At 37.4% G+C, this 25,884-nt stretch carries 24 protein-coding genes; 21 read left to right on the forward strand and 3 right to left on the reverse strand.

What is annotated here, in order from left to right:
* Positions 1-23 precede the first annotated feature (23 nt).
* On the forward strand, positions 24-473 hold the full coding sequence (locus FCI53_RS02610; protein ID WP_138415554.1) for an ACT domain-containing protein: 450 nt from the start codon (positions 24-26) through the stop codon (positions 471-473).
* A 16-nt stretch (positions 474-489) separates the two neighbouring features.
* Positions 490-1,365, forward strand: a complete 876-nt coding sequence (gene pheA / locus FCI53_RS02615; protein WP_138415556.1) for a prephenate dehydratase — start codon at positions 490-492, stop codon at positions 1,363-1,365.
* 338 nt (positions 1,366-1,703) lie between these two features.
* Here the strand turns inward: pheA and FCI53_RS02620 are convergent, their stop codons facing one another.
* Entirely contained in the window at positions 1,704-2,243 is a 540-nt protein-coding gene (locus tag FCI53_RS02620; protein ID WP_138415558.1) for a transcription repressor NadR, read from the reverse strand.
* A 255-nt stretch (positions 2,244-2,498) separates the two neighbouring features.
* Between FCI53_RS02620 and safA the strand changes: the two genes are divergently transcribed.
* From safA to yajC, 12 genes are all read left to right on the forward strand, one after another.
* Positions 2,499-3,899 (forward strand): SafA/ExsA family spore coat assembly protein, encoded by a 1,401-nt coding sequence (safA, locus tag FCI53_RS22005; RefSeq protein ID WP_138415560.1) that lies wholly within the window; start codon positions 2,499-2,501, stop codon positions 3,897-3,899.
* Complete coding sequence (locus tag FCI53_RS02630; protein ID WP_171038032.1) at positions 3,886-4,857, forward strand: phosphotransferase; 972 nt, start codon at positions 3,886-3,888, stop codon at positions 4,855-4,857. The genes safA and FCI53_RS02630 overlap by 14 nt, the downstream gene beginning before the upstream one ends.
* Positions 4,858-4,886: 29 nt before the next feature.
* Entirely contained in the window at positions 4,887-5,627 is a 741-nt protein-coding gene (gene nadE / locus FCI53_RS02635) for an NAD(+) synthase (protein WP_138415564.1), read from the forward strand.
* Positions 5,628-5,698: 71 nt separating this feature from the next.
* Entirely contained in the window at positions 5,699-6,277 is a 579-nt protein-coding gene (locus FCI53_RS02640) for a YhcN/YlaJ family sporulation lipoprotein (protein WP_171038033.1), read from the forward strand.
* A 316-nt stretch (positions 6,278-6,593) separates the two neighbouring features.
* A complete protein-coding gene (locus FCI53_RS02645; protein ID WP_138415568.1) occupies positions 6,594-7,343 on the forward strand; it encodes a YebC/PmpR family DNA-binding transcriptional regulator in 750 nt (249 codons plus the stop codon).
* 320 nt (positions 7,344-7,663) lie between these two features.
* Positions 7,664-8,221: a BofC C-terminal domain-containing protein gene (locus FCI53_RS02650; RefSeq protein WP_138415570.1), complete on the forward strand. Its 558-nt coding sequence runs from the start codon at positions 7,664-7,666 to the stop codon at positions 8,219-8,221.
* A 487-nt stretch (positions 8,222-8,708) separates the two neighbouring features.
* A complete protein-coding gene (gene ruvA, locus FCI53_RS02655) occupies positions 8,709-9,320 on the forward strand; it encodes a Holliday junction branch migration protein RuvA (protein ID WP_138415572.1) in 612 nt (203 codons plus the stop codon).
* 18 nt (positions 9,321-9,338) lie between these two features.
* Positions 9,339-10,340 (forward strand): Holliday junction branch migration DNA helicase RuvB, encoded by a 1,002-nt coding sequence (gene ruvB / locus FCI53_RS02660; RefSeq protein ID WP_138415574.1) that lies wholly within the window; start codon positions 9,339-9,341, stop codon positions 10,338-10,340.
* On the forward strand, positions 10,337-10,537 hold the full coding sequence (locus FCI53_RS02665) for a DUF2905 domain-containing protein (protein WP_138415576.1): 201 nt from the start codon (positions 10,337-10,339) through the stop codon (positions 10,535-10,537). Before ruvB ends, FCI53_RS02665 begins: the two co-directional genes overlap by 4 nt.
* Before the next feature lie 23 nt (positions 10,538-10,560).
* The gene (queA, locus tag FCI53_RS02670) at positions 10,561-11,586 is read left to right on the forward strand and encodes a tRNA preQ1(34) S-adenosylmethionine ribosyltransferase-isomerase QueA (protein ID WP_138415578.1); all 1,026 of its coding nucleotides are present in this window, start codon (positions 10,561-10,563) and stop codon (positions 11,584-11,586) included.
* A 35-nt stretch (positions 11,587-11,621) separates the two neighbouring features.
* The gene (gene tgt / locus FCI53_RS02675; protein WP_138415927.1) at positions 11,622-12,761 is read left to right on the forward strand and encodes a tRNA guanosine(34) transglycosylase Tgt; all 1,140 of its coding nucleotides are present in this window, start codon (positions 11,622-11,624) and stop codon (positions 12,759-12,761) included.
* Positions 12,762-12,786: 25 nt separating this feature from the next.
* The gene (yajC, locus tag FCI53_RS02680) at positions 12,787-13,050 is read left to right on the forward strand and encodes a preprotein translocase subunit YajC (protein WP_138415580.1); all 264 of its coding nucleotides are present in this window, start codon (positions 12,787-12,789) and stop codon (positions 13,048-13,050) included.
* Between the two features lie 53 nt (positions 13,051-13,103).
* Here the strand turns inward: yajC and FCI53_RS02685 are convergent, their stop codons facing one another.
* Positions 13,104-13,487, reverse strand: coding sequence for a TIGR04086 family membrane protein (locus FCI53_RS02685; protein WP_138415582.1), 384 nt, complete (start codon positions 13,485-13,487; stop codon positions 13,104-13,106).
* 922 nt (positions 13,488-14,409) lie between these two features.
* Here FCI53_RS02685 and FCI53_RS02690 point away from each other — a divergent pair.
* The gene (locus tag FCI53_RS02690; protein WP_138415584.1) at positions 14,410-15,711 is read left to right on the forward strand and encodes an ArsB/NhaD family transporter; all 1,302 of its coding nucleotides are present in this window, start codon (positions 14,410-14,412) and stop codon (positions 15,709-15,711) included.
* 62 nt (positions 15,712-15,773) lie between these two features.
* Positions 15,774-16,445 carry a DUF421 domain-containing protein gene (locus tag FCI53_RS02695; RefSeq protein WP_246049988.1) on the forward strand — a complete coding sequence of 224 codons (672 nt, stop codon included), beginning with the start codon at positions 15,774-15,776 and terminating at the stop codon, positions 16,443-16,445.
* A gap of 831 nt (positions 16,446-17,276) precedes the next feature.
* Here FCI53_RS02695 and spoVB read toward each other — a convergent pair.
* On the reverse strand, positions 17,277-18,827 hold the full coding sequence (gene spoVB / locus FCI53_RS02700; protein WP_138415587.1) for a stage V sporulation protein B: 1,551 nt from the start codon (positions 18,825-18,827) through the stop codon (positions 17,277-17,279).
* A gap of 124 nt (positions 18,828-18,951) precedes the next feature.
* Between spoVB and FCI53_RS02705 the strand changes: the two genes are divergently transcribed.
* The 5 genes from FCI53_RS02705 (at position 18,952) to FCI53_RS02725 (ending at position 25,684) form a co-directional block, all read left to right on the forward strand.
* Positions 18,952-19,245, forward strand: a complete 294-nt coding sequence (locus tag FCI53_RS02705) for a post-transcriptional regulator (RefSeq protein WP_138415589.1) — start codon at positions 18,952-18,954, stop codon at positions 19,243-19,245.
* A 185-nt stretch (positions 19,246-19,430) separates the two neighbouring features.
* Positions 19,431-21,683, forward strand: a complete 2,253-nt coding sequence (gene secDF / locus FCI53_RS02710) for a protein translocase subunit SecDF (protein ID WP_138415591.1) — start codon at positions 19,431-19,433, stop codon at positions 21,681-21,683.
* A 746-nt stretch (positions 21,684-22,429) separates the two neighbouring features.
* Positions 22,430-22,774 (forward strand): LapA family protein, encoded by a 345-nt coding sequence (locus FCI53_RS02715; protein WP_138415593.1) that lies wholly within the window; start codon positions 22,430-22,432, stop codon positions 22,772-22,774.
* A gap of 53 nt (positions 22,775-22,827) precedes the next feature.
* Positions 22,828-25,182 carry a single-stranded-DNA-specific exonuclease RecJ gene (recJ, locus tag FCI53_RS02720; RefSeq protein WP_138415595.1) on the forward strand — a complete coding sequence of 785 codons (2,355 nt, stop codon included), beginning with the start codon at positions 22,828-22,830 and terminating at the stop codon, positions 25,180-25,182.
* The gene (locus FCI53_RS02725) at positions 25,172-25,684 is read left to right on the forward strand and encodes an adenine phosphoribosyltransferase (protein WP_138415597.1); all 513 of its coding nucleotides are present in this window, start codon (positions 25,172-25,174) and stop codon (positions 25,682-25,684) included. The genes recJ and FCI53_RS02725 overlap by 11 nt, the downstream gene beginning before the upstream one ends.
* Positions 25,685-25,884: the final 200 nt, after the last annotated feature.

A 25,884-nucleotide genomic window follows, 5' to 3' on the forward strand; every position in this document is an offset into this window, starting at 1 on the left:
AATAGCGACAAAGGGGTATGTAGATGGCAGATAAAGAGGAGAAATTTTATCTAGTTCGAAGCGATATGTTACCAGAATCGATGAAAAAAACAATTGAGGCCAAAGAATTATTAGAGAGCGGTAAGGCAGAGTCGATTCACGATGCCGCCAATCAAGTAGATCTCTCTCGAAGTGCTTTTTATAAATATCGAGATGCTGTTTTTCCTTTTCAAGCAATGGTAAAAGAGAGAATGATCACCCTGTTCTTCCATTTAGAAGATCGAACAGGAACATTATCAAATCTGTTAAATACCGTTGCACAAGCAGGGGGTAATATTTTAACGATCCATCAAACAATCCCATTACAAGGAAAAGCAAATGTAACCATTTCCTTAAATACGTCAGCAATGCATGTTAATATAGGAACATTACTACAAGATTTAAAACGGTTAGACTTCATCGATAAAGTAGAAATTTTAAGTTCAGGTGCTTAGACAGGGGGAAAAGACTGTGAGTAAGAAAATAGGTTATCTAGGACCTAGGGGGACGTTTACGAAGATTGCAGTAGATGCATTGTTTAATGGAGATGAAAAAGAAAGCTATCAGAACATTCCAGAGTGCATGGATGCTGTTGAGAATGGTGAAATAGAATATGGAGTCGTCCCTTTAGAAAATGCTCTAGAGGGATCAGTAAATTTAACAATTGATTATTTGTTTAAAAAAAGATCACTCCAAATTATTAGTGAAATTGTCGTACCGATTCGTCAGCATTTAATGGTACATCCAGCCAATCTTGATAAATGGCGTGACTTGGATATCATTTATTCACATTCTCACGCCATCGCTCAATGTCATCGATTTTTACATTCGGATATGAAACATGTTCAAGCTTCTTACATGTCTTCCACTGGTGCTGCTGCGAAATATGTGAGTGACAATCCAAATTTAAAGGTTGGTGCGATTGCAAATCATCTGGCAGCACAAGAGTATGGATTAGAAATTGTACAGGAAGACATTCATGATTTTGATAACAACCATACTCGTTTTGTTGTGTTGCACAAACAGGAAACGCCTCTTTATTCAAGGAAAATGGACAAAAGAGGAGATAAAACTACATTAATGGTAACACTTGGGGAAGATCAAGCCGGTGCTTTGCATCAAGTACTATCTGTTTTTGCATGGCGTAAATTAAACTTATCTAAGATTGAGTCGCGTCCAATGAAAACTGGTTTGGGTCAATATTTCTTTTTAATTGACGTGGAAGAAAAAATGGATGGTGTCCTCATTCCAAATGCGATTACGGAATTGGAGTCATTAGGGTGTGGTGTTTATGTGTTAGGAAGTTATCCATATTACGCCTATGACGCAATTAAAATTCATTCATAGAAAAAAGCTGCCCGGCGCTGGGCAGCTTTTATTTATGAGGAATAAACTGCACTCCAAACTGCAAAGAAAAGCTAAGCCTATGAGTATTGCTTTTTTTAAAGAGATTGTTCTTGCTGCACATAAGCTGTATTATTTGTAACAAGTAAACAATTGCTAACCTTACTAGTATAGAGATGCATGGAAAATACGAAATCGTGAGAAAAAAGAGCATAACCGCGTAAGAAAAGCCTCTAAATATACGCGGTTAAGCATAAAAGGGTCTCACTTGCGTAAGAAAAAGACGATACCGACAAGAACTTTGGCATTGTAGTTGCCTAAAATGTTTCTATATGAATATCTTACCCTTCAATCAAATAACCAGCCTCATCCAACGCTTGACACGCTAGTTGTAATTTTTCCTCTGAATCAGCCTCTAAAGTATGAAGGTGTGCGCCATCATCTTTTAATTGCAATAAATAGGGAGCTGCTGTCTCTTCTACTTTTTTAATAAACTGATCTACTTCCCTTCGATTGCTTACCATGATCGATGCTTTTAAATCTCCATAGATAGGATGCTCAATGAACACATTTTTCACTGTTACTCCTTGGTCGACAATAAGCTGTAACTCGTAACGCGTTTGTTCAGGCTTATGGGAACATACAATAATGCGCTCATATTTGGTTGTTTCATTATTATTATGTAAATAGATATACCCTTGGCTTGTTGCGATAATTGGCTCATTTTTTGCTTTTAGTAATGAAATATCTTGGACAATTACTTGTCGGCTTACATTCATTTGTTCCGCTAGTTTCGTTCCAGTAATTGGCTCATCTGTTTCTTTAAGAGCATTTAGAATTAAATTTCTTCTTTCTTTTCCTAATATCTTATTATTTTTCATCTATTCGTACCCTTTCTTTCATAGTAATGGACTTATTCTTATCGTTACATATTTTAATGATTTTTTCCATCACTTCCTTCTGTCCTTAAAGAAAGACACCTAATCAATCGAAATTCACTTTATAAACCGTCAAAAATATAGCTTATCCAACAAAAAATCAATCAACATTTTGGGTAATTCGCATATGTTGTTATTGAATTGTTCTATAAGGTTTTTAGATAAAGAGTTATTTTATTATAGAAGGGAGTTTCAGCGGTGAAAATTCATGTCGTGCAAAGTGGTGAAACATTATGGAAAATTGCTCAAAAATACGGCGTAGATTTTGAAGAATTGCAACAAATGAATAGCCAATTATCAAATCCAGATATGATTATGCCAGGAATGAAAATAAAAGTACCTACGTCAACTAAACAAGTGAAGAAAGAACAGATGTCAGATAAAAAGAAAAAAGATACTAGTAAGAAAGAAAAAATGGAATCACTAGACAAGAAAAATAAAAAGGATAAGAAAGAAAAAATGGAATCACTAGACAAGAAAGATAAAAAGGATAAGAAAGAAAAAGAAGGAAGCAAAGACAAAAAAGACAAAAAGGATATAAAAGATAAATTGGAGTCCCAAGATAAAAAGGATCTGACTGATTTAAAAGGTAAAGCAACTAAGCAGCCATTTAAAGATACGTCTGAAAAACCAAAACCTGTGATGAAAGAGGACGATCATAAAAAGATAGACACAGGTAAATTTCCGATGCAGCCGATTGATTTACCTAAAATGCCAATGATGGATAAGGATTATGGCAAACCGTCTGTGAATATTCCAAAAGCGCCAACGTTTGAAAAAGAGAAGGTCAATCAAGAAGTTGAACAACATGTTGAAGTTGAACAAGTGGCCGATAAGGAACAACCGCCACAAATGCCAGAACCAACACAACAACAACCAATCCAACAGCAGCCGCAGCCAACTGCACCATCTTACCAACAACCACCAATGGTTATGCCAAGTCAACCGATGATGCAAATGCCAATTCAACCTCAGCCACAAGTGATGCCAGTTCATTACTATTCAAAAAAATCTCCATGTTGTGGGAAGAAAGTGATGAGTCATGTACCTTATGCAATCAAACCACACCATCATGTTGCTAAGCATGGAGTAGTAAGCTCGGACCATGTACAGCACCAACCATACTATGCACAACCTTATGAAGGACCAACAAATACAAATGTACCATTCCATCACCAAGATTTAATGGAATCATCTAGTAGTATGGATATGCCAGAGATGCCGGAACATTTAGCAGGTGTTTATCAAGGTTCTCCGTATGATTGTGCACCGCAGTCACCTAGTTATGGCCCAAGTAACATGCAGGTACATGGTGGTTACCCAACAATGCCACAAGGGTATACGCCAACGCCTTATCCAGGATACGGGGCAGTGCAACCAGGCTATACATCTAATTATCCAGGGGGACAGCAAGGGTTTATGGGACCTAATGATCAACCAATGCCATATCCAATTCAACCAATGGGACAGCAAGGAATCCCACCTTATATGGGACATCAGCTACCAAGTGGATTCCAAGCTGGTCAAGGAACTCCACCATTTCCACACGGTCAAGTACCTTATAATCGGGCGGAAGATGATGAGGATGACAGCCAATAAATCATTAGGTAGAGGCGATTCTAACATGGATCGTCTCTCTTCATTTTTACGGTCAGAGGGGACATTAAGCGTCAGGTCGATGAAAAGGCTAAAACCGTTCGTGTTTTATATTGAAACAGAAGAACAAGAATCTTATATTGTAAAAGGAAATCAATCTTTTTCGTTTGTTCGTCAACAACAACAATTTTTTGAAAAACTCGACATTCCATTTGTATATAATTATGTTCCATTTACTAACAATCAAATAATCTTACAAGGGTTTGGCTTATACTGGACGTTGATTCCTTATATTGATGGGGATTTATTGCATTTTGAACAGGAACAGGACCGTGAAGATGCACTTGGAGTAGTTCGAGAATTTCATCAGCTAACGACAGGCTGTCAAATAGAACAACCTTTATTAAAACTCCCGCTTTATATAAAATGGGGTCATCGCTTGCAGAAATTACAGCAAACAAAAGGCATTATGAAAAAGTATGGTTTTAAACAATTATATGATGACGTCTTTTCTGTTAGTCAAGAACGACTTGCCTCTTTTGCCAGCTATGATTGGGGAGAAATCGAAAAGGTCAGTGTGCAAAATTGGCAATGGATTCATGGTGATGTTGCTGCCCATAATTTTATTCGTGATCGAAATGGTGATGTGCATCTGATTGATTTTGATTTAGTTTCTTTGGCGCCGCACCTATATGATTATATTCAATTAGGTCAACGTTTTTTACCTTATTTAGATTGGGATCTAGAGCATCTACTACGTTCATTTTCTTGGTTAGATCAGTCAGTTCAACCTATATGGTTGACAGGGTTGACGATCCCATCCGATTTCATTCGGGAGTGGTGGAATTTTACTTTGCGACAACCAACAGAAGCCCAATATGTTGCCTACTTGCAACAATTGGAAAAGGAATGGGAGAAACGGCTTCAATTTGTAGAACAAGTAAAAGATATGCTAACATAATGGTAATTTATTGGAAGGGGATTTGGAAAATGCAGGAAAAAGTAGAAAGACTTGTAGCTTGGTTACAAGCAAAAGTTAAAGAAACAGGTGTAAAAGGTTTAATTGTTGGTGTAAGTGGTGGGATTGATTCTGCTGTTGTCGTGAATTTAATTAAACGAGCAGTTCCGGATCATTCACTTGGTGTTATTCTTCCATGTAAAAGTAATCCAGAAGACATGGAGCATGCGCAAATAGTCATAGATCAAGCTGGCATCGATTCAATGACGGTTGATTTAACCGAAACACATCAAACCTTGTTTTCAACGATACAAACGCAATTAAATAATAAAGATGAACTTCATCAAGACCAACAGCAATTAGCAGATGCAAATTTACGTGCACGATTACGTATGAGCACACTTTATACTCTAGCAGCTAATTATCAATATTTAGTGGTTGGTACCGATAATGCTGCCGAATGGTATACGGGATATTTCACAAAATATGGAGATGGTGGTGTCGATATTGTGCCATTAGTTCATCAAACCAAAGGTGAAGTAAAAGAAATGGCGAAATACCTCGGAGTACCTGATGAGATCATTTATAAACAACCAAGTGCAGGTTTATGGGAAGGGCAGACCGATGAAAATGAAATGGGAACAAGTTATGAAATGATTGATCGCTACTTAAAAGGTGAATCCATTCCCGATCAAGATAAAGAAATTATTGAAAGGATGCATCGAACTTCTCAACACAAGCGAGAAATTGCCAGTTCCCCAGACAAATTTTAACTTATTTACCTATATTTTATTGATTAAAAAAACTTTCCTTAACCACGCTAATGGGTAAGGGAGGTTTTTTTATGAAAAAATTCGTCATGTACTGTATGGTAATGCTTGTCTGTGCTGTACAATTTGGTTGCAACACAGAAGAAAATCAAACTCAACCTGAAAATATAGAGGAAACTAGAAATATGTCTTATCACAAGGGTAGTGAGCAATCAGATCAGCCGAACGATGACCAAGAATATAGTCATGCCAAAAGTCGTGACCAGGCATTAGATGGTTATTTAACAGGTATGGGGGACCCTGATAAGGAAAGTTCAAGATATACGGAAGGATTTTATAATGAAGACACTATAAAAGTAATGGAAGAAGTGAATAAATTTGACGAAGTAGATGTCACACAAGCACTTGTTTCAGACGACACCGTTTATATTTCGCCAATGTTAAATCAAAAAGAATATTCCGTCGATACGGAGAGCATTCTTAGTGATATTCACACTAGAATTAAGCAGATGTATCCAGATAAAAAAGTGATTGTTGAATCGGATGGTATCTTCTGGAACAAGATGAGAGACTTAGATGCACGACTGCAAGACGCAGAAGATCCTAAACATGCGCGTGATATTATTAATGAATTTAGTAATAACAACCGATAATTTTTTGTATGTAATCCTTTGTTCTTGTAACAAAGGATTTTTATCGTTCAGCAACTGGTAGTAAGGTCCCCGCTTCAATTTACGATAAAACCAAAGATGGTAAGTTGGTCAAGGCCTGTCAGTCTCCCTCTTTGCGTTACTAACAATCAGTGGGGGAGGATAGAAAAACCTCACTGATTGAATCATTACTTTATTTTATTTAATCGACTATAAGCATCATACATACTAGTACACTACTTAACCATAGGTTTTTTTTATGATATAGTAAAAAAGGAATAAAAATGAAAAAAAGTAAGCTTAGAGAGGAGAATGTCCGATGGCTGGTCATTCTAAATGGAAGAATATTCAACGACGCAAAAACGCACAGGATGCAAAACGCGGTAAAATATTCATGCGCTTAGCAAAAGAGATTTTCGTTGCCGCGAAGGAAGGTGGCGGAGATCCAGACATGAACCCTTCGTTGCGACTTGCGATTGATAAAGCAAAATCAAACAATATGCCTAATGATAATATCGATCGAGCAATTAAAAAGGCAACAGGGGACTTAGATGGAGTCAATTATGAAGAATTAACATATGAAGGATACGGTCCTGGTGGGGTAGCCGTTATGGTGCAAGTACTGACTGATAACAAAAATAGGATCGCGTCAGAACTACGCTATGCATTTAATAAAAATGGTGGAAATTTAGGGGAAAACGGTTGTGTGGCGTTTATGTTTGATCGCAAAGGTTACATTGTCATCAATAAAGATGCAACAGAACTTGATGAAGATGATTTGATGCTTGAGGTAATCGAAGCGGGTGCAGATGAAATGGAAACAACCGAAGATAGTTATGAGATTTATACTGATCCAGATAATTTTACAGAGGTAAGAGACCAATTACGTGATAATGGGGTGTCCCTAGATACAGCAGAAATTACAATGGTACCTCAAACATATTCTCCACTAGAAGAAAATGATGTGAAGAAAATGATGAAACTAATTGATATGCTTGAGGATAATGAAGACGTACAGGATGTATATCATAATCTAGATGCAGATGAAGAGGTATTAGAGCAATTATAATGATAAGCAGTTCCTTATAAGGAACTGCTTATTGTTTTTATCCCGGATCATACTGGTAGTAACCCCTCTGATTGAAGTTTACTTTGTATTGTCTGTGGATCACGTTTCAGTAAGATGGTTGTTGCTACGACACCACTGAATCATATGAAATACCTAGACACTGTTTGTATGTGCTTACGAATCACTTCCCCCCAAGTCTTTATTCATTTTAGACAATTTTTTTATGTAGCTTATGGATAATCCTGTTATTTTTGGTCAAACTTTTAATAGGCGTTATTTTGATTATTGTTTAAAGTGAATTTCAAAATGGGGTGAATAAAATGAAACAACATCTTTTTTTAATTGTTTTATCAGCAATCTTAGTTGTCGTAGGATCTATGATTGGTGGTATCGTGCAGGCAGACGACAATGATATAAATACAGGTGATGAAGGTACTAATAAGGAGAAGAGCTCGAAACGCGATCCATTAGAGGTAGAGGTAACGTTGCAAAAAAGATATATGGACGGTGAAGTGGTCGAGGAAACACGAGAGGAAACGATTGCTTCCATGCAAGATTTTTGGGCATATTATGAAGATTGGCAATTGGTGAATCAACAAGAAGGAGAGGTAGTTTTCCGTAAGCAGATTTCTGATATTTCTCCATATCTTAAGGAAAATGGTTACTTTGGTCTTGACGACAATATTTTAACAATATTCGATGGAAAGCCAGGTGAGCAACAAGCAATACAGTCATTCTATCAAATTGAAACGAGCGAATTAGAAACATTCCAGGAAAAACAATTGCAAGATGGGATAAAAATTGAGTCAAAAGAAGTATATCAGACTGTGTTAGAAGCATATCGAGACATGGCACCAACAGAATCAGTGAATGGCTAACAACAAGTAAGCGTACCTAAGGGAATTAGGTACGTTTTTTTACGACCTCACTTATGATTATTGTTGTCAAAGTTGCTTTTTCCTAAGCTATGTTCCTAGTCTTGCAGATAATGTGACATATCAACATTGTCGAAAATTTGTTGGAAAATAACTGATGATCAACAAATTGTTTTTCCTACAACACCAGCACGTTGAATTGATAAGATTATAGAGGTATATAACTAGATAAACTGAGTTTATCTGAAATCTGTATATCTAGTTGACGTTATTTGACTAGATCCATTCAGTTGACATTAACGTCGTCAAGTCAGTTGCCTTGGTCAACTAGGTGGACAAGTGGCTGTCAACTCAGCTGATCGTACTTAAAGAATTAGAAGAAGAGAAGGAAGAAGATACATACGTCGTTAAGTTAATAAAATTATGCGAACATACGCTTGTATGGTAAAATGATAATCATGAGGATGTCGTTAAGGGAGAGAAAAAGCAAATGATAGCATATATAAAAGGAATTTTAGCAACAGTAAACGAAACGGCGGTAATTGTAGAGGCGAATGGAGTAGGGTATGAAATTTTTTGTGCCAATCCATTTGCATTTGAAGAGGATCTAGGAAAACAAGTAAGCATCCATACGTATCATTATGTTCGCGAGGATACCCAAGTGTTATATGGATTTAAAAAAACAGAAGATAAACAATTATTTTCTAAATTGTTAAATGTGTCAGGGATTGGTCCTAAAGGTGCATTAGCGATCTTATCTTCGGCAGGGGCAAATGACTTTGCTACTGCGATTGAAACAGAAGACGAGAAATTTTTGACGAGTTTTCCTGGTGTTGGAAAGAAAACAGCACGTCAAATGATTTTGGATTTGAAAGGAAAACTACCTGTAGAATTGGCACAGGTCCCAACAGAAACAGAACAAACAGGTGCGATAGGATCTCCTGAAACGAAGAAGGCACTTGAGGAAGCATTTGAAGCGATGAAAGCTTTAGGCTACTCTGATAAAGAAATAAAAGCCATTACACCAACATTGAAACAAGAAGAACATACAAATGTTGATGAATATATTCGAAAAGGCTTAGCGCTCATGATGCAAAAATAAAAAGGGAGGGATGCAGTGGTGGAAGATCGAATGATATCAAGTGAATTACAACAAGAAGATGAAACGATCGAACTGAGTTTACGTCCTACCACGTTGAAACAATATATTGGTCAGCATAAAGCAAAACAAAATCTAAGTATTTTTATCGAAGCGGCAAAATTACGGGATGAACCGTTAGACCATGTATTACTTTATGGACCACCGGGATTAGGTAAAACGACGTTAGCTTCGATTATCGCAAATGAGATGGGAGTGCAGTTTCGAACAACAGCAGGTCCTGCAATCGAACGTGCTGGTGACTTGGCCGCGATACTGTCTTCATTAGAAGCAGGCGATGTGTTATTTATTGATGAAATTCACCGTCTGCCAAGGTCTGTGGAGGAAATTTTATATCCAGCAATGGAGGACTTTTGCTTAGATATTGTGATTGGGCAAGGTTCAAGTGCGAGGTCTGTTCGGTTGGACTTACCACCTTTTACGTTAGTAGGGGCAACAACACGTGCAGGACTATTAACCGCTCCGTTACGTGATCGCTTCGGTGTTCTTAGTCGATTAGAATTTTATGAAACAAAAGATTTATGTAATATTGTGGAACGAACCTCTGAGATTTTTAATGTTTCGATTCATAAAGATGCCGCAACCGAAATTGCGCGGAGATCCAGAGGGACGCCAAGGATCGCCAATCGTTTACTAAAACGAGTGCGTGACATATCGCAAGTGAAAGGGGAAAATGAAATTTCAATTGAAACCACGCAAGAAGCGCTCGAAATGTTACAAGTAGACCCGGCTGGCTTGGACCATATTGACCACAAATTATTGTTGGGTATCATGGATGGTTTTAGTGGTGGACCTGTTGGATTGGATACGATTGCTGCTACCATTGGTGAGGAATCACAAACGATTGAGGATGTCTATGAACCTTTCTTATTACAAATGGGGTTTATTCAACGGACACCAAGGGGAAGACTAGTAACACGGAAAGCGTATGAACACTTTCATAGAGAGGTGCCAGAAGCTTGACTGGAATAGGAAAAATCTTTATTGTTATAGGAGTCGTTTTTATCATTATTGGGCTTATTTGGGGAATAGTTGGTAAGTTACCAGGTGATATTAGTTTTAAGAAGGGAAATGTTTCGTTTCACTTTCCAATCATGACTTCGATTGTGGTAAGTATCATTTTATCGCTGATTTTTTATTTGATTGGAAGGTTTCGCTAATAAAAAGGTAGGAGATAGTAGTTATGGATATAAACGATTTTGATTTTCATTTACCTGAAGAATTAATTGCACAAACGCCATTGAAGGATCGAACATCATCACGCTTATTAGTAATGAATCGTGATCAACAAACAATTGATCATAAACAATTTTCGGATGTGATTGATTATTTTCGGCCTGGAGACTGTCTTGTCTTAAATGATACACGCGTATTACCAGCAAGGTTGTATGGAAGTAAACAAGATACGGGTGGAAAAGTAGAAGTGTTGTTGCTTCATCAACAAGATGATGACCAGTGGGAAGTACTCGTGAAACCAGCGAAAAAGGTGAAACAAGGGACGGTTATTTCATTTGGTGAAGGTAAACTAACCGCGACATGTTTGGAAGAAAAAGAGCATGGAGGACGAATTTTACGATTTGATTATCAAGGGATTTTTCTTGAAGTGTTAGAGGATCTTGGAGAAATGCCGTTGCCACCTTACATAAAAGAACAGCTAGATGATCGAGAAAGGTACCAAACGGTATATGCGAAAGAAGAAGGATCTGCCGCAGCACCAACTGCTGGCCTTCATTTTACTGAACAATTGTTAGAGGAAATCAAGCAAAAAGGTGTAGAAATCGCTTTTATTACCCTTCATGTCGGTTTAGGTACATTCCGTCCTGTTAGTGTGGATTCAATTGAAGACCATGATATGCATGCGGAATTTTATCATATGTCCCAAGAGACAGCGGATCAACTTAACCGAATTAAACAAGAAAATGGTCGCATTATTTCAGTTGGAACGACGTCTACGCGAACATTAGAAACAATTGCAAGGGACCATGATGTGTTTGCGCAAACAAGTGGTTGGACAGATATTTTTATTTATCCACCATATGAATTCAAAGCTATCGATGGCCTGATTACGAATTTTCATTTACCTAAATCAACGCTTATTATGTTAGTTAGTGCTTTTGCAGGACGGTCATTTGTGTTAGAGGCGTACAAAAAAGCAATTGAAGAAAGATATCGTTTTTTTAGTTTTGGAGACGCAATGTTGATTTTGTAAAATAATAAAAATTACGGAAGAAAGGTATGGAATCTATGCCACCAATCACCTATGAATTAATAAAAACATGTAAACAAACCGGTGCTCGTTTAGGGAAAGTACATACACCACACGGTTCATTTGAAACCCCAATCTTTATGCCTGTGGGAACATTGGCTACCGTGAAGACAATGAGCCCCGAAGAGTTGGAAGAAATGGGAGCAAATATTATTTTATCTAATACGTATCACCTATGGCTTCGTCCCGGAGAAGATATTGTCCAAGAAGCTGGGGGACTTCATTCGTTTATGAATTGGGATGGATCGATCCTAACCGATTCAGGTGGGTTTCAAGTGTTCAGTTTAAGTGATCTGAGACAAATCGAAGAAGAGGGTGTTCACTTTAGAAACCATATTAGTGGTGAAAAACTGTTCCTATCACCAGAAAAAGCGATGCACATTCAAAACGCACTTGGGTCTGACATAATGATGGCCTTTGACGAATGTCCGCCATATCCTGCAGACCATAAATATATGAAAGCATCTGTCGAACGGACAAGCAGGTGGGCTGAGCGCTGTTTAGAAGCGCATGGTCGAAAAGATGTGCAAGGGTTATTTGGAATTGTCCAAGGTGGAGAATATGAAGATTTGCGTAGACAAAGTGCCAAAGATTTAACGTCAATGGACTTCGCTGGTTATGCTGTCGGTGGATTGTCAGTTGGGGAGCCGAAAGATGTTATGAATAACGTGTTGGATTTTACAACTCCATTATTACCGGATAATAAAGCCCGCTATTTAATGGGGGTTGGTTCACCTGATTCATTAATCGATGGGGCAATTAGAGGAATTGATATGTTTGATTGTGTGTTGCCAACTCGAATTGCAAGAAATGGTACATGTATGACATCAAACGGACGATTGGTAGCTCGAAACGCAAAATATGCCCGTGACTTTAGTCCGATCGATCCAAATTGTGATTGCCATACGTGTCGTAATTACTCAAGAGCGTACATTCGACACTTAGTAAAAGCAAATGAAACGTTCGGATTTAGATTAACTACTTATCATAACCTTTATTTTCTGTTAAAATTAATGAAGCAAGTACGCGAAGCGATTAGAGAAGATCGTCTTGGCGATTTCAGAGAAGAATTCTTTGAACAATACGGTTTCAATAAACCGAATGCTAAAAACTTCTAAAATAAAGGGAAAGGAGTGAAAATAGATGGAAACATTAGTAAGCTTATTACCTATTATTTTAATGTTTGTAATCTTCTATTTCCTATTGATCCGTCCACAGCAAAAGAAACAAAAGCAAGTGCGTCAAATGCAAGCGGACTTACAAAAGGGAGATAAGGTCATTACCATTGGTGGTTTACATGCAAAAGTGCATGCAATTGATGAAAACACGCTTGTACTAATCGTTGATGATGGAACTAAACTTACATACGACCGTTCCGCTGTACGAGAAGTAGTGAATCAAGATTAATCAAAATAAAAGGATTGACCCCTACAAGGTCAATCCTTTTATTTTTGTCTTTTTTAATTTGTTGTTTCATTCGAGCTAAGGTTAACCCCAACCATTCCACCAACAAGTGCTGCGATCAAAAAACCGGCATGATAAATGATTTGAGTAGTTGATAACCCAGTGTTATAACCTAAATATTGATACAATAAAACGAAAAGGGTAAAACCTATTCCAGTCCCAGCACCAAGAATCCAGCCATTTTCTTTTCCTTTAAGTCCAGCAATGAGTCCACCTATAAATAAGGCAAGTAAACTAATTACAATCGTTGAGCCATTTAAAGCAGAAGTTCCTAGTGAAGTGAAACGTAGTAATAATGAAAGGATAAAACTGGTAACTAACATAATAGCTAATACGGCAATCCATCCATATAAAAGAGCGGTAAAACGTGACTTCGCCATATAGTTCTCCTCCCTTGTTTGTCCATTTGTAACTAGCTTATTCCCTGTCTGTCCAAAATAGAATAAAATATTTTGTCCATTACTGAATATATTTATAGAGTGGTTGACTTTGTTTTTGTCAAAGCTAATTTTTCGTTTTAATGCTAAGTACTACACATAAGCTATATTATGTAACATAACCTTCGTATTTTTCTTTTTTCTGATTAAAATAAGTGTTATGCCATCGCTACGGCAGAATACTCCGCTCTCCATGGGCACGGCCTCAGGCCAACAGGATGTTGGTCACGCAGGTGTTGTCACAGGACGTGACGACCTTAGCCTACGTCCCTTTACCAAGTGGATCTTCGGCTCGTGCTGTTCCCATAGGACAAGGAAGGCTACGGTAGCGATACATCGCACGAAGAAAATTGATTTTTATATTCGAGGAGTCTCCGTATTCTGCCTTCGCTGGTATCACAATTCTCATTAATAGTAGTGTTTGGCGTGAAAGTAAACAATTTATGTCGTTCTCGGCCATGAGCAAAAAGCTTATACGTTGTTCTGAAACGCTTTAGTTATGTGTATAAAGCTTAAAAAAGCTTTATTAATAATATGCTTATTTAGATAAAGTAAAAATAACACAAAATACAATGCACTCAAGAAGCGGAGGAAATACACGGAGACTCCTACGGGAGGAAAGGCCTAGGTGAGACCCCGCAGCGAGGGACGAGTGAGGAGGCTCATCAGCCGCCCGTGGAAAGCGTAGTGTATTTCCGTAGCGTTAGTTTAGTACACATCCTATAAAGTACAGGTGAAAATAAAGTTATGTCGTATAATACAGCTTATGTGACAAAAGGAATAATCTAATATAAGCCAGACTTTATAAATGGATGGTTGCATATGTATAAAGTAGACAAGTTATTACGAGGGAAGGGGACAAGGTATGTCTGCTACCATTGCTGTTATTATTTTTATAGTTAGTTATATTTTTATCATGACTGAAAAAATTAATCGTGCGTTGGTTGCACTAAGTGGAGGGATCTTGCTTTTATTAACTGGAATCTATCAATGGAAAGATGCCTATACGAATTACATAGATTGGAATACGGTCACTTTATTATTTTCAATGATGGTTCTTGTCTCGATTACTAAGAAAACAGGGTTATTTGAATTTATTGCAATCAGCTTTGCACAAAAAGTAAAGGGAGAGCCTGTTCCTCTTTTGGTTGGTGCAGCGGTATTGACAGCTATTGGATCAGCCTTGCTTGATAATGTCACGACCGTTCTATTATTTGTGCCAATTATTTTAACGTTAACTAAACTATTAAAACTGCCTTCCTTTCCATATTTATTAACGATTGTTTTTAGTGCAAATATAGGGGGGACGGCGACCTTAATCGGTGATCCACCAAATATTATGATAGGGCAAGCTGTCGACCATTTATCTTTTCTTTCCTTTATTATCCATATGGCACCAGTTGCCATACTCCTATTTATCATTATGATTCTAGCAGTTGTATTTTTATTTCGGAATCAACTCGCCATTAAGGACAAAAATTTTGTACATGGTTTAATGGAAATGCAAGCTGATACGTATCTGAAACGAACACCGATGCTATACCAATCCATCACAGTGTTAACTTTAACCATTTTAGGCTTTTTATTGCATCCAATTGTCCATGTAGAATTAACAACAGTCGCTGCCTGTGGAGCGTTATTACTATTATTATTAACAGAAAACGAAGCAGGAACAGAGCGGGTATTTGAAGATGTGGAATGGGTCACATTATTTTTCTTTATCGGTTTGTTTATGCTTGTTGGAGGTCTTGAAAAAGTTGGTGTGATCGATGAATTAGCAAGAGGGATTATGTGGTTAACGCAAGGTGACTTGACATATACAGCTTTATTAATCTTATGGACATCTGGTATTTTTTCTGGAATCGTTGATAATATTCCATTTGTAGCCGCGATGATTCCGGTTATTCAAGAATTTCAAGCCTATGGAATGGCAAATTTAGATCCGTTATGGTGGGCGTTGGCATTAGGAGCCTGTTTGGGTGGAAATGGAACACTAATTGGTGCTTCAGCAAATGTCGTTGTTGCTGGCTTAGCGGAGGGTGCGAATCAACGGATCCCATTTATTAAGTTTTTATTATATGGGATTCCACTTGTGCTCGTTTCTTTAATTGTTGCAACAATTTATATTTATTTACGTTATTTACTTCCTTTTCAACAAACTTTATAAAGCATAGTCCCCTTCACAGTGGTCATAATAACAAATAGTATCTTGTGAAGGAAGTGACTGGCTTGGATTTGGAAGTTGGGACAATTATTTTTCGAACGATTTTAACTTATGCAGTTATTGTGATTATCTTCCGCTTAATGGGCAAACGGGAAATCGGAGAATTAAGCCTTCTAGATATTGTTGTGTTTATCATGGTTGCTGAAATGGCGGTGTTTACAATAGAAGACACAAATAATAAAATTTTGCATGCCATCATTCCAATGGTGACCTTATTACTTATACAAAAATTCACGGCGTGGCTTTCCTTGAAAAACCGAGTGTTTCGCGATTGGTTTGAAGGGAAGCCTTCTGTCATTATTTCACGTGGAAAAATAGATGAACATGAAATGAGGAAACAACGTTACAATTTCAACGATTTAATGCAACAACTAAGAGAAAATGGTACGAAAAGCATACAAGATGTTGAATTTGCCATTCTTGAATCATCTGGTAAATTATCTATATTTGAAAAGTCATCTAGTGGTGATAATGCAATCTCTCCAGACGGTTACGTGGTGCCTTTAGTTATTGACGGAAGAGTACAAAAAGGTTCCTTGCAAAACATTAATAAATCAGAAGACTGGTTACTAGCGCAATTAAAACATAAAGGGTATCCCTCGGTAAAAGAGATTTCATTTTGTTCGTTAGATAGTAAGAATCAATGGTTTATTGATAAGAAAGATGAAAAAAAATAGAGTGGTCCCAGTTCGTTTAGTATAGGGAAGGATGAAAAAAGTAATTTCTATTGACTCTTTTTATAATGATTGTTGTTACTCACTCCTTAACATAAGCTATATTATGCGCAATATCTAAACTCGAAATTACTTTGTAACATTCTGATTTGTAATAAGTGAAAAAAACAGCCGTTCCGGCAGAAAACTACGCTTTCCATGGGCACGGCCTCAGCTAACTTGGTAAAGAAAACCACTTTACCAAGTGGATCTTCGGCTCGTGCTGTTCCCATAGGACAAGGAAGGCTTCGGAAGCGATACATCGCACGAAGAAAATTGTACTTTATTTTCGAGGAGTCTCCGTCTTCTGCCTCCACTGTTGTAGCTTACTGATTAGTGATAAGTGTATATTCATAATCATTTCAGAGATTAGAGAAAACAGTATTAATTAATAAAAATAACCAACCCTAATAAAAGTTCAATGCGCACAATCAGCGGAGGAGACTCCTAAGTCCCAACGAGGCTCACCAGTTTCCACCGGAAAGCGTAGTGTATTTCCGTAGCGATCTAATAGCTTTCAACTTAAAAGGACAGTAAAAGCTAATGCGCATAATATAGCTTTTGCGTCATAAGTAACCATCTTTTAGAAAACAGCATTTCTATTAGGAAAGTTGGGCGGACATCTGATCCGTTAATGAACCAAGAAGCGTTTTTGGCTTAAAAGCGTAACAGAATGGAGATAGCGGAATAAATGTCTGTATCATATTCAAAAATACCATTACTTGAACCACTTTTAACCTAAAAAGGCTCGGATACCAAATATCCGAGCCTTTACTATACTAATTAGAACGTCATTTACAAAATTCGATTAATAAACGGCACTTGTTGAAGTTCTTCCTTGGTGATAAATCGGAATACAAATAAAAGGACAACATAAATCAATACTAGACATGTTAGCAAGCTAATGAATAGTGGTAAACTGGTTTCATATCCTGGAAAGATCCCTTTTAAATAGTTTCCGACCCAGAACGTGCTGACTAACAAGAGCCCCATTTTAACAAAATCAAGCCACGGCAATTTTAGAGAAATGACCTTTATTAAAGCACCTAAATGTAATAATGTCCCTAAGACAACGCCGACAACCATGGCGATGGCAACCCCCATGATCCCAAAGTTTTCATTCGTTGCCAGTACTATTAGGACAATGAACTTAACCCCTGTACTAATAATACTATTCCACATTGCAACTTTGGCATAATTTAATGCCTGCAGTGTTGCGTTTAGTGGATACTGGACATACAACAATAGGAAAAAAGGAGCCATTAAGACTAAGAATCGACTTGCATTACTTGTCCCATACATAAACGAAAGAATTGGAGCAGAAAATAGTGTTAAGGCGATCGTAGCAATAGCGCCAGACGCAAACGAAATTCGGATTGCTTGATGAATCCGATAATGAATTAGCTTTTTATTATTTTTTGCATCTGCTTCACTAATGTTAGGGACTAATGCTACTGCTAATGAATGCGTAATGAATGTTGGTAGAAACAATAATGGGAACGCAAACCCAGTTAATTCACCGTATTGCTTGGTTGCAACGGCGGTTTGCACGCCAGCAATTGCGAGACTCTGTGAAACAAGTATAGGTTCGAGAAAATTAGAAAAGGAACCAACTAACTTACTTCCTGTGCCAGGCAGTGCAATTTGCATTAGTTCTCTAAACGTATTTTTACTATTTTGTAAATACTGAAAAACTTTACTTCTTAATTTTAGTCGTTTCTTAATTTTAAACATATGCAACATAAATAATAGAGAGCATAGCTCACCGATAATCACAGAAATCATCGCACCTGCAGCAGCGAATTCCACCCCGTATGGAAGAAGTAATTTGACGAGAAAAGCGACACAAGAAATTCGCACAACCTGTTCAATAACTTGTGCATAGCTTTGCGGTTTCATATTTTGTCTACCTTGGAAATATCCCCGAAGTACAGATGAAATTGCACTAATCGGGACCATTGGTGTAATGGCAAGCAATGGATATAACACTCGTTCATCAGTTAGAAAATGTTGCGCAACAATTGGGGCAACTAAAATCATCCCAATTGTGAAAACGACACTGAGTGTTCCAGTTATTGCCAAAGAGATAATAAGTATTCTTTTAATTTTACGGAGATCCCCATGTGCTTCTGCTTCCGCTACTCGTTTTGAGATTGCGATCGGTAGTCCAATTTGAGTCAATGTATAGACTAAAAAAAGTGTTGGGAGTGCCATCATATAAAGGCCGACACCTTCTTCACCCATCAGCCGAGCAACAATTATCCGATTGACGAAACCTAAAAAACGTGTCACCATGCTAGCTACAATTAAAATTAATGCTCCTTGCAAAAAAGTTTGCTTGGCCATCTAGACCGACCTGCCTTCTCAAATATTTAAAAGTAATATACAATGAATGTATATGCACGAACATTGGCCAAGCATGACAAGCTTTCAAAAAAATAATGATTGAACTGCTAAGGGGGATAATACAATGGCGATAGAAAAACCAGTAAGTGAGTGGAAAAATGAAATGACACCAATATTAGAAAGTAAGGTGGATGAATTTAAATTACTAGGATATTCTAGAGCTACGTCTGATGATATATGGAATTGCTTGGTGAAAAAAGTGTGGCACGGGGATCCAAACAAACGGTTATTTGAAATTGTTGAGGACATTTTCCATTTGAGTTCGAATATTTATATGAGTTATTTAACCGTTCAAGCTTATCAAGATGACGACTTGCTAGCATCCATTGCCGCACTGACGGAAACAGAAGACGACTAAGCGTGCTGAAATAGATTGACCTCACAATTAAATGTTTCTATAATGTTTTTAGGTTCTTTTTTGTAATAAAAATTTTTTGCTCGGTCTACGATATGTATATAATAAATTAGTTGACTATAGCTTTATTACGTATGTACATAATGATGTAATGGTAGGTAGATAGAGATTAGGAGGCGCAAGACAACATGGCGAAACGAGGCAGAATCGTTGCCTTTTTTCTAATCGTACTAGTCTTTGCTGGAATGATTGGAACAACGATTACAGGAATTACGAAAGATATTAACTTAGGCCTTGATCTTCAAGGTGGCTTTGAAATTTTATACGAAGTAGAAACAGTCGATGAAGATCAAGAATTAACAACAGATGTGTTAGAAGCAACCACCGAAGCATTGCGTAAACGTGTCGATGTGTTAGGAGTTAGTGAGCCGAATTTTGACATTGAAGGTGATGATCGAATTCGAGTCCAATTGGCTGGGATTAGTGATCAAACAGAAGCAAGAGAATTAATGTCGACATCTGCTCGCTTATCATTCCGTGATGTCAATGATGTGGAATATATGGATGGTTCAGATATTAAAGAAGGGACTGCCCAACAAAATTTTAATGCAACAACGAATGAACCGGTTGTTACCTTGCAATTTAAAGATTCATCCATGTTTGGTGATGTCACACGAGAAATTATGAACAAAGACATCCAAAATCAGTTAGTTATTTGGATGGATTATGAAGAAGGGGATTCATTCGAAGAGGAAAGATTGAAAGAGAATCCTAAATTCATATCAGCACCAACATTTGACGAAGTACTTGATACACCTAATATTGAAATCAGAGGGAATTTCACCGTTGATTCAGCTCAAAATTTAGCTGATATTCTAAATGCAGGTTCATTACCGGTTAATCTGACGGAGATGTATTCTACTTCTGTCAGTGCTCAATTTGGTGAACAAGCATTAGATAAAACCATATTAGCAGGTTTTATTGGTATTGCATTGATTTTCATTTATATCATTGCAGCTTATCGATTCCCTGGTATTATTGCAACTATTACGTTAGCCATCTATATTTACTTGATTTTATTAGTATTTGAGTTAATCAATGGTGTCTTAACATTACCAGGTATTGCGGCGTTAGTATTAGGGGTTGGTATGGCGGTTGATGCCAATATTATCACCTATGAACGGATTAAAGAGGAACTCAAGCAAGGGAAGTCCGTGATGGCAGCCTTTAAAGCAGGGAATAAAAATTCACTGTCAACCATTTTAGATGCCAATATAACCACTATGATTGCAGCTGCAGTCTTGTTTATCTTTGGTACAAGCTCTGTCAAAGGGTTTGCGACCATGTTAATCATTAGTATTGTGTTAAGTTTTGTCACAGCCGTATTTGGCTCAAGATTGTTCCTATCACTTTGGGTCAAAAGTAAAATCCTAAACAAACGTCCAGGTTGGTTTGGTGTGAAGCAACAAGATATTAAAGATATTGCAGATCCTACAGAAGTTGAACCAAAGGTGTTTGGTCGTCAGTTTGATTTTGTCAGCCATCGTAAAAAATTCTTTACGATTGCGATTGTGTTAGTAACTGCAGGTGTTCTATTTTTAGGAATATTCCAATTGAATTTAGGAATTGATTTTACTGATGGTTCCCGTGTCGAAATTGGAGCTGAAAACAGTCTAACCGCTGAACAAATTGAGGAAGATTTCGAATCATTAAAGCTAACACCTGAAAATATCGTGCTATCAGGTGATAATAATGACCGAGCAGTGGCTAGATTTGATAAAGAACTAAGTCAAGATACGGTCACAGAAGTTCGAACCTATTTTAATGATGAATATGGTCAAAATCCTAATGTTAGTACGGTTTCACCTGTGATCGCCCAAGAATTAGCTAAAAATGCTGCACTTTCTGTTTTATATGCATCGATTTTTATTATTATTTACGTCACCATTCGTTTTGAGTTCTATTTTGCAATGACAGCCATCATTGCGCTGTTACATGATGCATTCTTTATCCTTGCATTGTTTAGTATTACAAGGTTAGAATTTAGTGTTACCGTCATTGCGGCGATTCTGACAATTGTTGGTTACTCGGTTAACGATACGATTGTGACATTTGATAGGATTAGAGAAAACTTAAAACAGAGGAAACGTGTGAAAAACTTCGCTGAATTAGCTAAAATTGTTAATAAAAGTTTAATGCAAACATTACGAAGAAGTATTAACACAACGATCAGTACTGTCTTAGCGGCCGTCTGCTTACTAGTATTTGGTGCATCAGCGATTACTACCTTTGCATTCGCCCTTGTCGTCGGGTTGCTAGCAGGTACTTATTCGTCCTTATTTATTGCTGCACAAATATGGTTAGTATGGCGTGGCAAGAAAATAAAAGAAAAACCGATTGTTTACGAAGAAAAGAAACAAATGGATGGACCGCAAGTTTAAACTAGCGTAGTGAAAAAGGGTCTGTTGTCCTTTCAAGTTTAATGAAAGGGTAACAGTCCCTTTTTGTCACAAGAAATATAAACTCCGAATTTGAATTAGGTATTATATAATCGCTACGGATACTCAGCTTTCCATTGGCAAGACCTTAGTTAAAATCCTTGGTAAAGAAAATCCCTTTACCAAATGGAGCTTCGGCTCGCGCTGTTCCCATAGGACAAGGAATGCTTCGTTAGCGATACATTGGACGAAGAAAATTGGGCTTTATTTTCGAGAAGTCTCCGTATTCTCCTACGCTGTTGATGCTGTTCTGATTTACGTCAGATAAAATACTTATACTTATAGCAATAACTGAATCTGAGTGCATTGTTATACATGAGAAGAGGGATTTTTGCACGTATAATTAGCAATAAGCTATAAAATTACGATGCACATAACAAGAGCGGAAATACATGGAGATATCCTGCGGGAGGAAAAGGCCTAGGTGAGACCTCTCGTGCTGTGGACGAGTGAGGAGGCTCATCAGCCGCCCAAGGAAAGTGTAGTGTATTTCCGCACCGCTATACTACCACTCATTTGGACAAAGAATGAGCGAGAAAATAAGCACATCGGAGTTTCTATCACCCCCGAACAAAAACGAATGAACCAACCTTTGTTTTTTTACAAACAATCTGGGGAAACATACACCTAGGATGAACAAGTAGGATCTTATACATTATTACTAAAGCTTGATGAAGGAGAGATGAGCATTGAAAGGACAAACCTATACGATTTTAGCCCTTGTTTTTGCGATAATTATTGCAATATTTGCTGTGATCAATGTGGAACCTGTTGAAGTGAATTATTTATTTGGAACTGGTAGCTGGCCGTTAATTCTGGTGATTTTAATCTCTGTTTTAATGGGGGGGATCATAACTGCTTCGGTAGGTGTCGTTCGTTTAATTCGACTTCAACGGGAAAATCGTTCCCTAAGAACCAAGAACCAACAATTAGAGGAACAATTAGACAGTGAACCAGTCGAAACAGAATTAATCACGGTGAACGAAGAGTTACCAGACACTGAACAATTCGAGGGAGAAACTAACAAAAAATAGTATTTGCTACCCCTGATTGACTCTAGTATAATAAGTGAGTCAGGGGTGAAATTATGTTAAAAAGTCAAGCGAACTGGAAATTTACATATACAGAACGGATTGAACAGAATGAAGGTTTGAAACGACTTTCTTTGTCCACACAAACAGAACGCTTGTTGTTGCAAAGAGGTATAAATACGCCCGAGAAAGCAGAGTTGTTTTTAAAACCTCAACTGGAACAGTTACATGCCCCTTCACTTCTAAAGGATATTGATAAAGCGTGTCAGAGGATTTTACAAGCCATTGAACAAGGTGAAAGTATTCTCGTATTTGGAGATTATGATGCGGATGGCGTGAGTTCAACAACCGTAATGGTAGAAGCACTAAGGGAGGTTGGGGCTATTTGTGACTATTATATCCCTAACCGTTTCACAGAAGGATACGGTCCAAATGAACAAGCGTTTACAGAAGCCTATAAACAAGGATATCAAGTCATTATTACAGTTGATACAGGTATTGCCGCCGTCCATGAGGCAGAGGTTGCCAAACAATTAGGAATAGATTTGATTATAACGGATCACCACGAAGTACAAGAAACCTTACCTAATGCTTATGCAATTGTCCATCCAAAATGCTCGGAAAACTATCCATTTAAGGAGTTAGCAGGGGTAGGCGTTGCATTTAAATTAGCACAACATTTATTAGGCTATTTTCCTAGTCAATTATTAGATCTAGTCGTTATTGGTACTATTGCTGACCTAGTACCGTTATTGGACGAGAATAGAGTACTTGCTTCTCATGGTTTACAAGCTATTTCCAATTCAAAGCGACCAGGAATTAAAGCATTAAGGAAACTATGTAATATTGAAGGGTCTGTTACAGAAGAACATATTGGTTTTCAAATAGGTCCTAGAATCAATGCGGTAGGACGACTACAAGACGCATCTGCTGCTGTGGAGTTGCTTTTAACAGAAGACCCTGAGGAAGCAACCGAACTAGCGCAAATGATTCAGCAATTGAACCAAGAAAGACAGAAAATTGTTGCGGACATTGCCAAAGAAGCGGAAGCGATGGTGGAGGAAGACGATACTGGTAGTAATGATCATGTAATCGTAGTAGCGAAAGAAGGTTGGAATCAAGGTGTGTTAGGAATTGTTGCTTCCAAACTTGTTCGTACTTATGATCGACCAGCAATCGTCCTCACGATTCAACCGGAAAAACAACAAGCCAAAGGTTCCGCTAGAAGTATTCCAGCCTTTGATCTTTTTAGTAATTGTATGGAGTTCCGTGATACGTTCATCCACTTTGGTGGACATGCACAGGCTGCAGGTATGACATTAACAGAAGAAAATATTGACTTATTGCGAATGAAGCTAAACCAAGCTGCCGCGTCGCAACTTACAGAGGAAGATTATAAACAAGAGTTAACAATTGATGCTACTGTTGAGGTGAATGAATTAGACTTGACAATGATTCAAGAAATTCAGCAGCTAGCTCCATTTGGAATGGGGAATCCTAAACCACTCTTCCATGTACAGGCAGTTCCATCAGAAGTACGTCAAATTGGCAGTCAAAAGAATCATTTAAAACTAAACTTCCATCAAGATGGATCATCACTAGATTGTATAGGTTTTGGTATGGGAGGTCTTTACGATTACCTGTCCCCTCAGTCTACATTTGATGCAGTTGGCGAATTAGGAATCAATGAATGGAATGGAAAGAAAAAAATCCAGTTAATGCTTAAAGATTTAGCGGTCAATGATTGGCAATTGTTTGATCATCGTGGGTCAAGACATTGGCATAAAAGTTTTCCGGTGGAACAAGTAGAGAATACATTGGCTATCCATTTTCAAGCCTTGAACGATAACACAGTTCTACCTAATGGAATTCCTTTATTGGAATATACTAGGGACAATAGGACAATGATCGAGGATAGTGAAACAAAAACATTAGTTATATTGGATTTACCAACATCATTAGATCACTTGATAGATGTATTACAAGCTCACAAACCTGAAAAAATATATGCATGTTATCGTTTGGCAGAAGGTCAATTTTTCAATTCGATTCCAACAAGGGAAGACTTTAAATGGTTTTATGCAATGGTATTGAAGCGAAAGAAATTTGATCTTTCAAGTGAAATCCAACAGTTAGCTAAACATAAAGGATGGAAACCTGGTAAAATCAAATTTATGGCACAAGTATTTTATGAATTGGGATTTGTAACAATGGATAATACTTGCATTTACCCAAGTTCCAATCCAGCTAAAAAGGATTTACAAGAAGCTCCAATTTATCAAACAAAATTAAAACAAATGGAAATTGAGGCAATCCTTTATTATTCAACTTACCAAGAATTAAAAGCCTGGTATACAGAACAAATGCAACAAGTTGGATTGCCTAAGGAGGAAGTAATTCATGGATTATAAAAAGTATGTTACAGTTGTAGAAGATTGGCCTAAACAAGGCGTTCAATTTAAAGATATTACTACATTAATGGATAATGGCAAAGCTTTCCGTTCTGCTGTTGATGAAATTGTTGCCTACTCCAAACAACGGGATATCGATATCGTTGTAGGACCTGAGGCAAGAGGTTTTATTGTTGGATGTCCTGTTTCCTATGCATTGGAAATAGGCTTCGCTCCAGTAAGAAAAGAAGGAAAACTACCACGAGAAGTCATTAAAGTAGACTATGGTTTAGAATACGGTGAAAATGTACTGACGATTCATAAAGATGCGATTAAACCTGGTCAGCGCGTGTTGATTACAGACGATTTACTAGCAACAGGTGGAACGATTGAGGCTACCATCAAGCTTGTTGAACAATTAGGTGGAATTGTCGTTGGTTGTGCATTTCTAATCGAATTAACCTATTTAAATGGTAGAGAAAAGCTAGAAGGCTATGATGTCTTAACTTTAATGCAATATTAATGGGAAAAGGAGTGCTCATCTAAAGAGTACTCCTTCTTACATGCATACCATTTGGAAAGGTATGTTTTACTTTACATCTGGCTATATTTTATTGATACTGTATAATAACATAATAACAATATGAAACTTCTTTACTATAAAAATTGGTGAAAAACACTTATAATGAAAAAAACTGATCATTTGTAAATGAGCAGTAGTAA

It is taken from the genome of Aquibacillus sediminis, assembly GCF_005870085.1.
GTDB lineage: Bacteria > Bacillota > Bacilli > Bacillales > Amphibacillaceae > Aquibacillus_E > Aquibacillus_E sediminis.

What these genes read in the sequence shown, in the direction of transcription:
- tgt (WP_138415927.1), top strand. Translation starts at nt 11,622, where the DNA reads ATGCCACCAATCACCTATGAATTAATAAAAACATGTAAACAAACCGGT.
- FCI53_RS02685 (WP_138415582.1), bottom strand. Translation starts at nt 13,487, where the DNA reads ATGGCGAAGTCACGTTTTACCGCTCTTTTATATGGATGGATTGCCGTA.
- secDF (WP_138415591.1), top strand. Translation starts at nt 19,431, where the DNA reads ATGGCGAAACGAGGCAGAATCGTTGCCTTTTTTCTAATCGTACTAGTC.
- FCI53_RS02610 (WP_138415554.1), top strand. Translation starts at nt 24, where the DNA reads ATGGCAGATAAAGAGGAGAAATTTTATCTAGTTCGAAGCGATATGTTA.
- FCI53_RS02630 (WP_171038032.1), top strand. Translation starts at nt 3,886, where the DNA reads ATGACAGCCAATAAATCATTAGGTAGAGGCGATTCTAACATGGATCGT.
- FCI53_RS02640 (WP_171038033.1), top strand. Translation starts at nt 5,699, where the DNA reads ATGAAAAAATTCGTCATGTACTGTATGGTAATGCTTGTCTGTGCTGTA.
- queA (WP_138415578.1), top strand. Translation starts at nt 10,561, where the DNA reads ATGGATATAAACGATTTTGATTTTCATTTACCTGAAGAATTAATTGCA.
- yajC (WP_138415580.1), top strand. Translation starts at nt 12,787, where the DNA reads ATGGAAACATTAGTAAGCTTATTACCTATTATTTTAATGTTTGTAATC.
- FCI53_RS02650 (WP_138415570.1), top strand. Translation starts at nt 7,664, where the DNA reads ATGAAACAACATCTTTTTTTAATTGTTTTATCAGCAATCTTAGTTGTC.
- FCI53_RS02690 (WP_138415584.1), top strand. Translation starts at nt 14,410, where the DNA reads ATGTCTGCTACCATTGCTGTTATTATTTTTATAGTTAGTTATATTTTT.
- nadE (WP_138415564.1), top strand. Translation starts at nt 4,887, where the DNA reads ATGCAGGAAAAAGTAGAAAGACTTGTAGCTTGGTTACAAGCAAAAGTT.
- spoVB (WP_138415587.1), bottom strand. Translation starts at nt 18,827, where the DNA reads ATGGCCAAGCAAACTTTTTTGCAAGGAGCATTAATTTTAATTGTAGCT.
- recJ (WP_138415595.1), top strand. Translation starts at nt 22,828, where the DNA reads ATGTTAAAAAGTCAAGCGAACTGGAAATTTACATATACAGAACGGATT.
- ruvA (WP_138415572.1), top strand. Translation starts at nt 8,709, where the DNA reads ATGATAGCATATATAAAAGGAATTTTAGCAACAGTAAACGAAACGGCG.
- FCI53_RS02705 (WP_138415589.1), top strand. Translation starts at nt 18,952, where the DNA reads ATGGCGATAGAAAAACCAGTAAGTGAGTGGAAAAATGAAATGACACCA.
- FCI53_RS02620 (WP_138415558.1), bottom strand. Translation starts at nt 2,243, where the DNA reads ATGAAAAATAATAAGATATTAGGAAAAGAAAGAAGAAATTTAATTCTA.
- FCI53_RS02645 (WP_138415568.1), top strand. Translation starts at nt 6,594, where the DNA reads ATGGCTGGTCATTCTAAATGGAAGAATATTCAACGACGCAAAAACGCA.
- FCI53_RS02725 (WP_138415597.1), top strand. Translation starts at nt 25,172, where the DNA reads ATGGATTATAAAAAGTATGTTACAGTTGTAGAAGATTGGCCTAAACAA.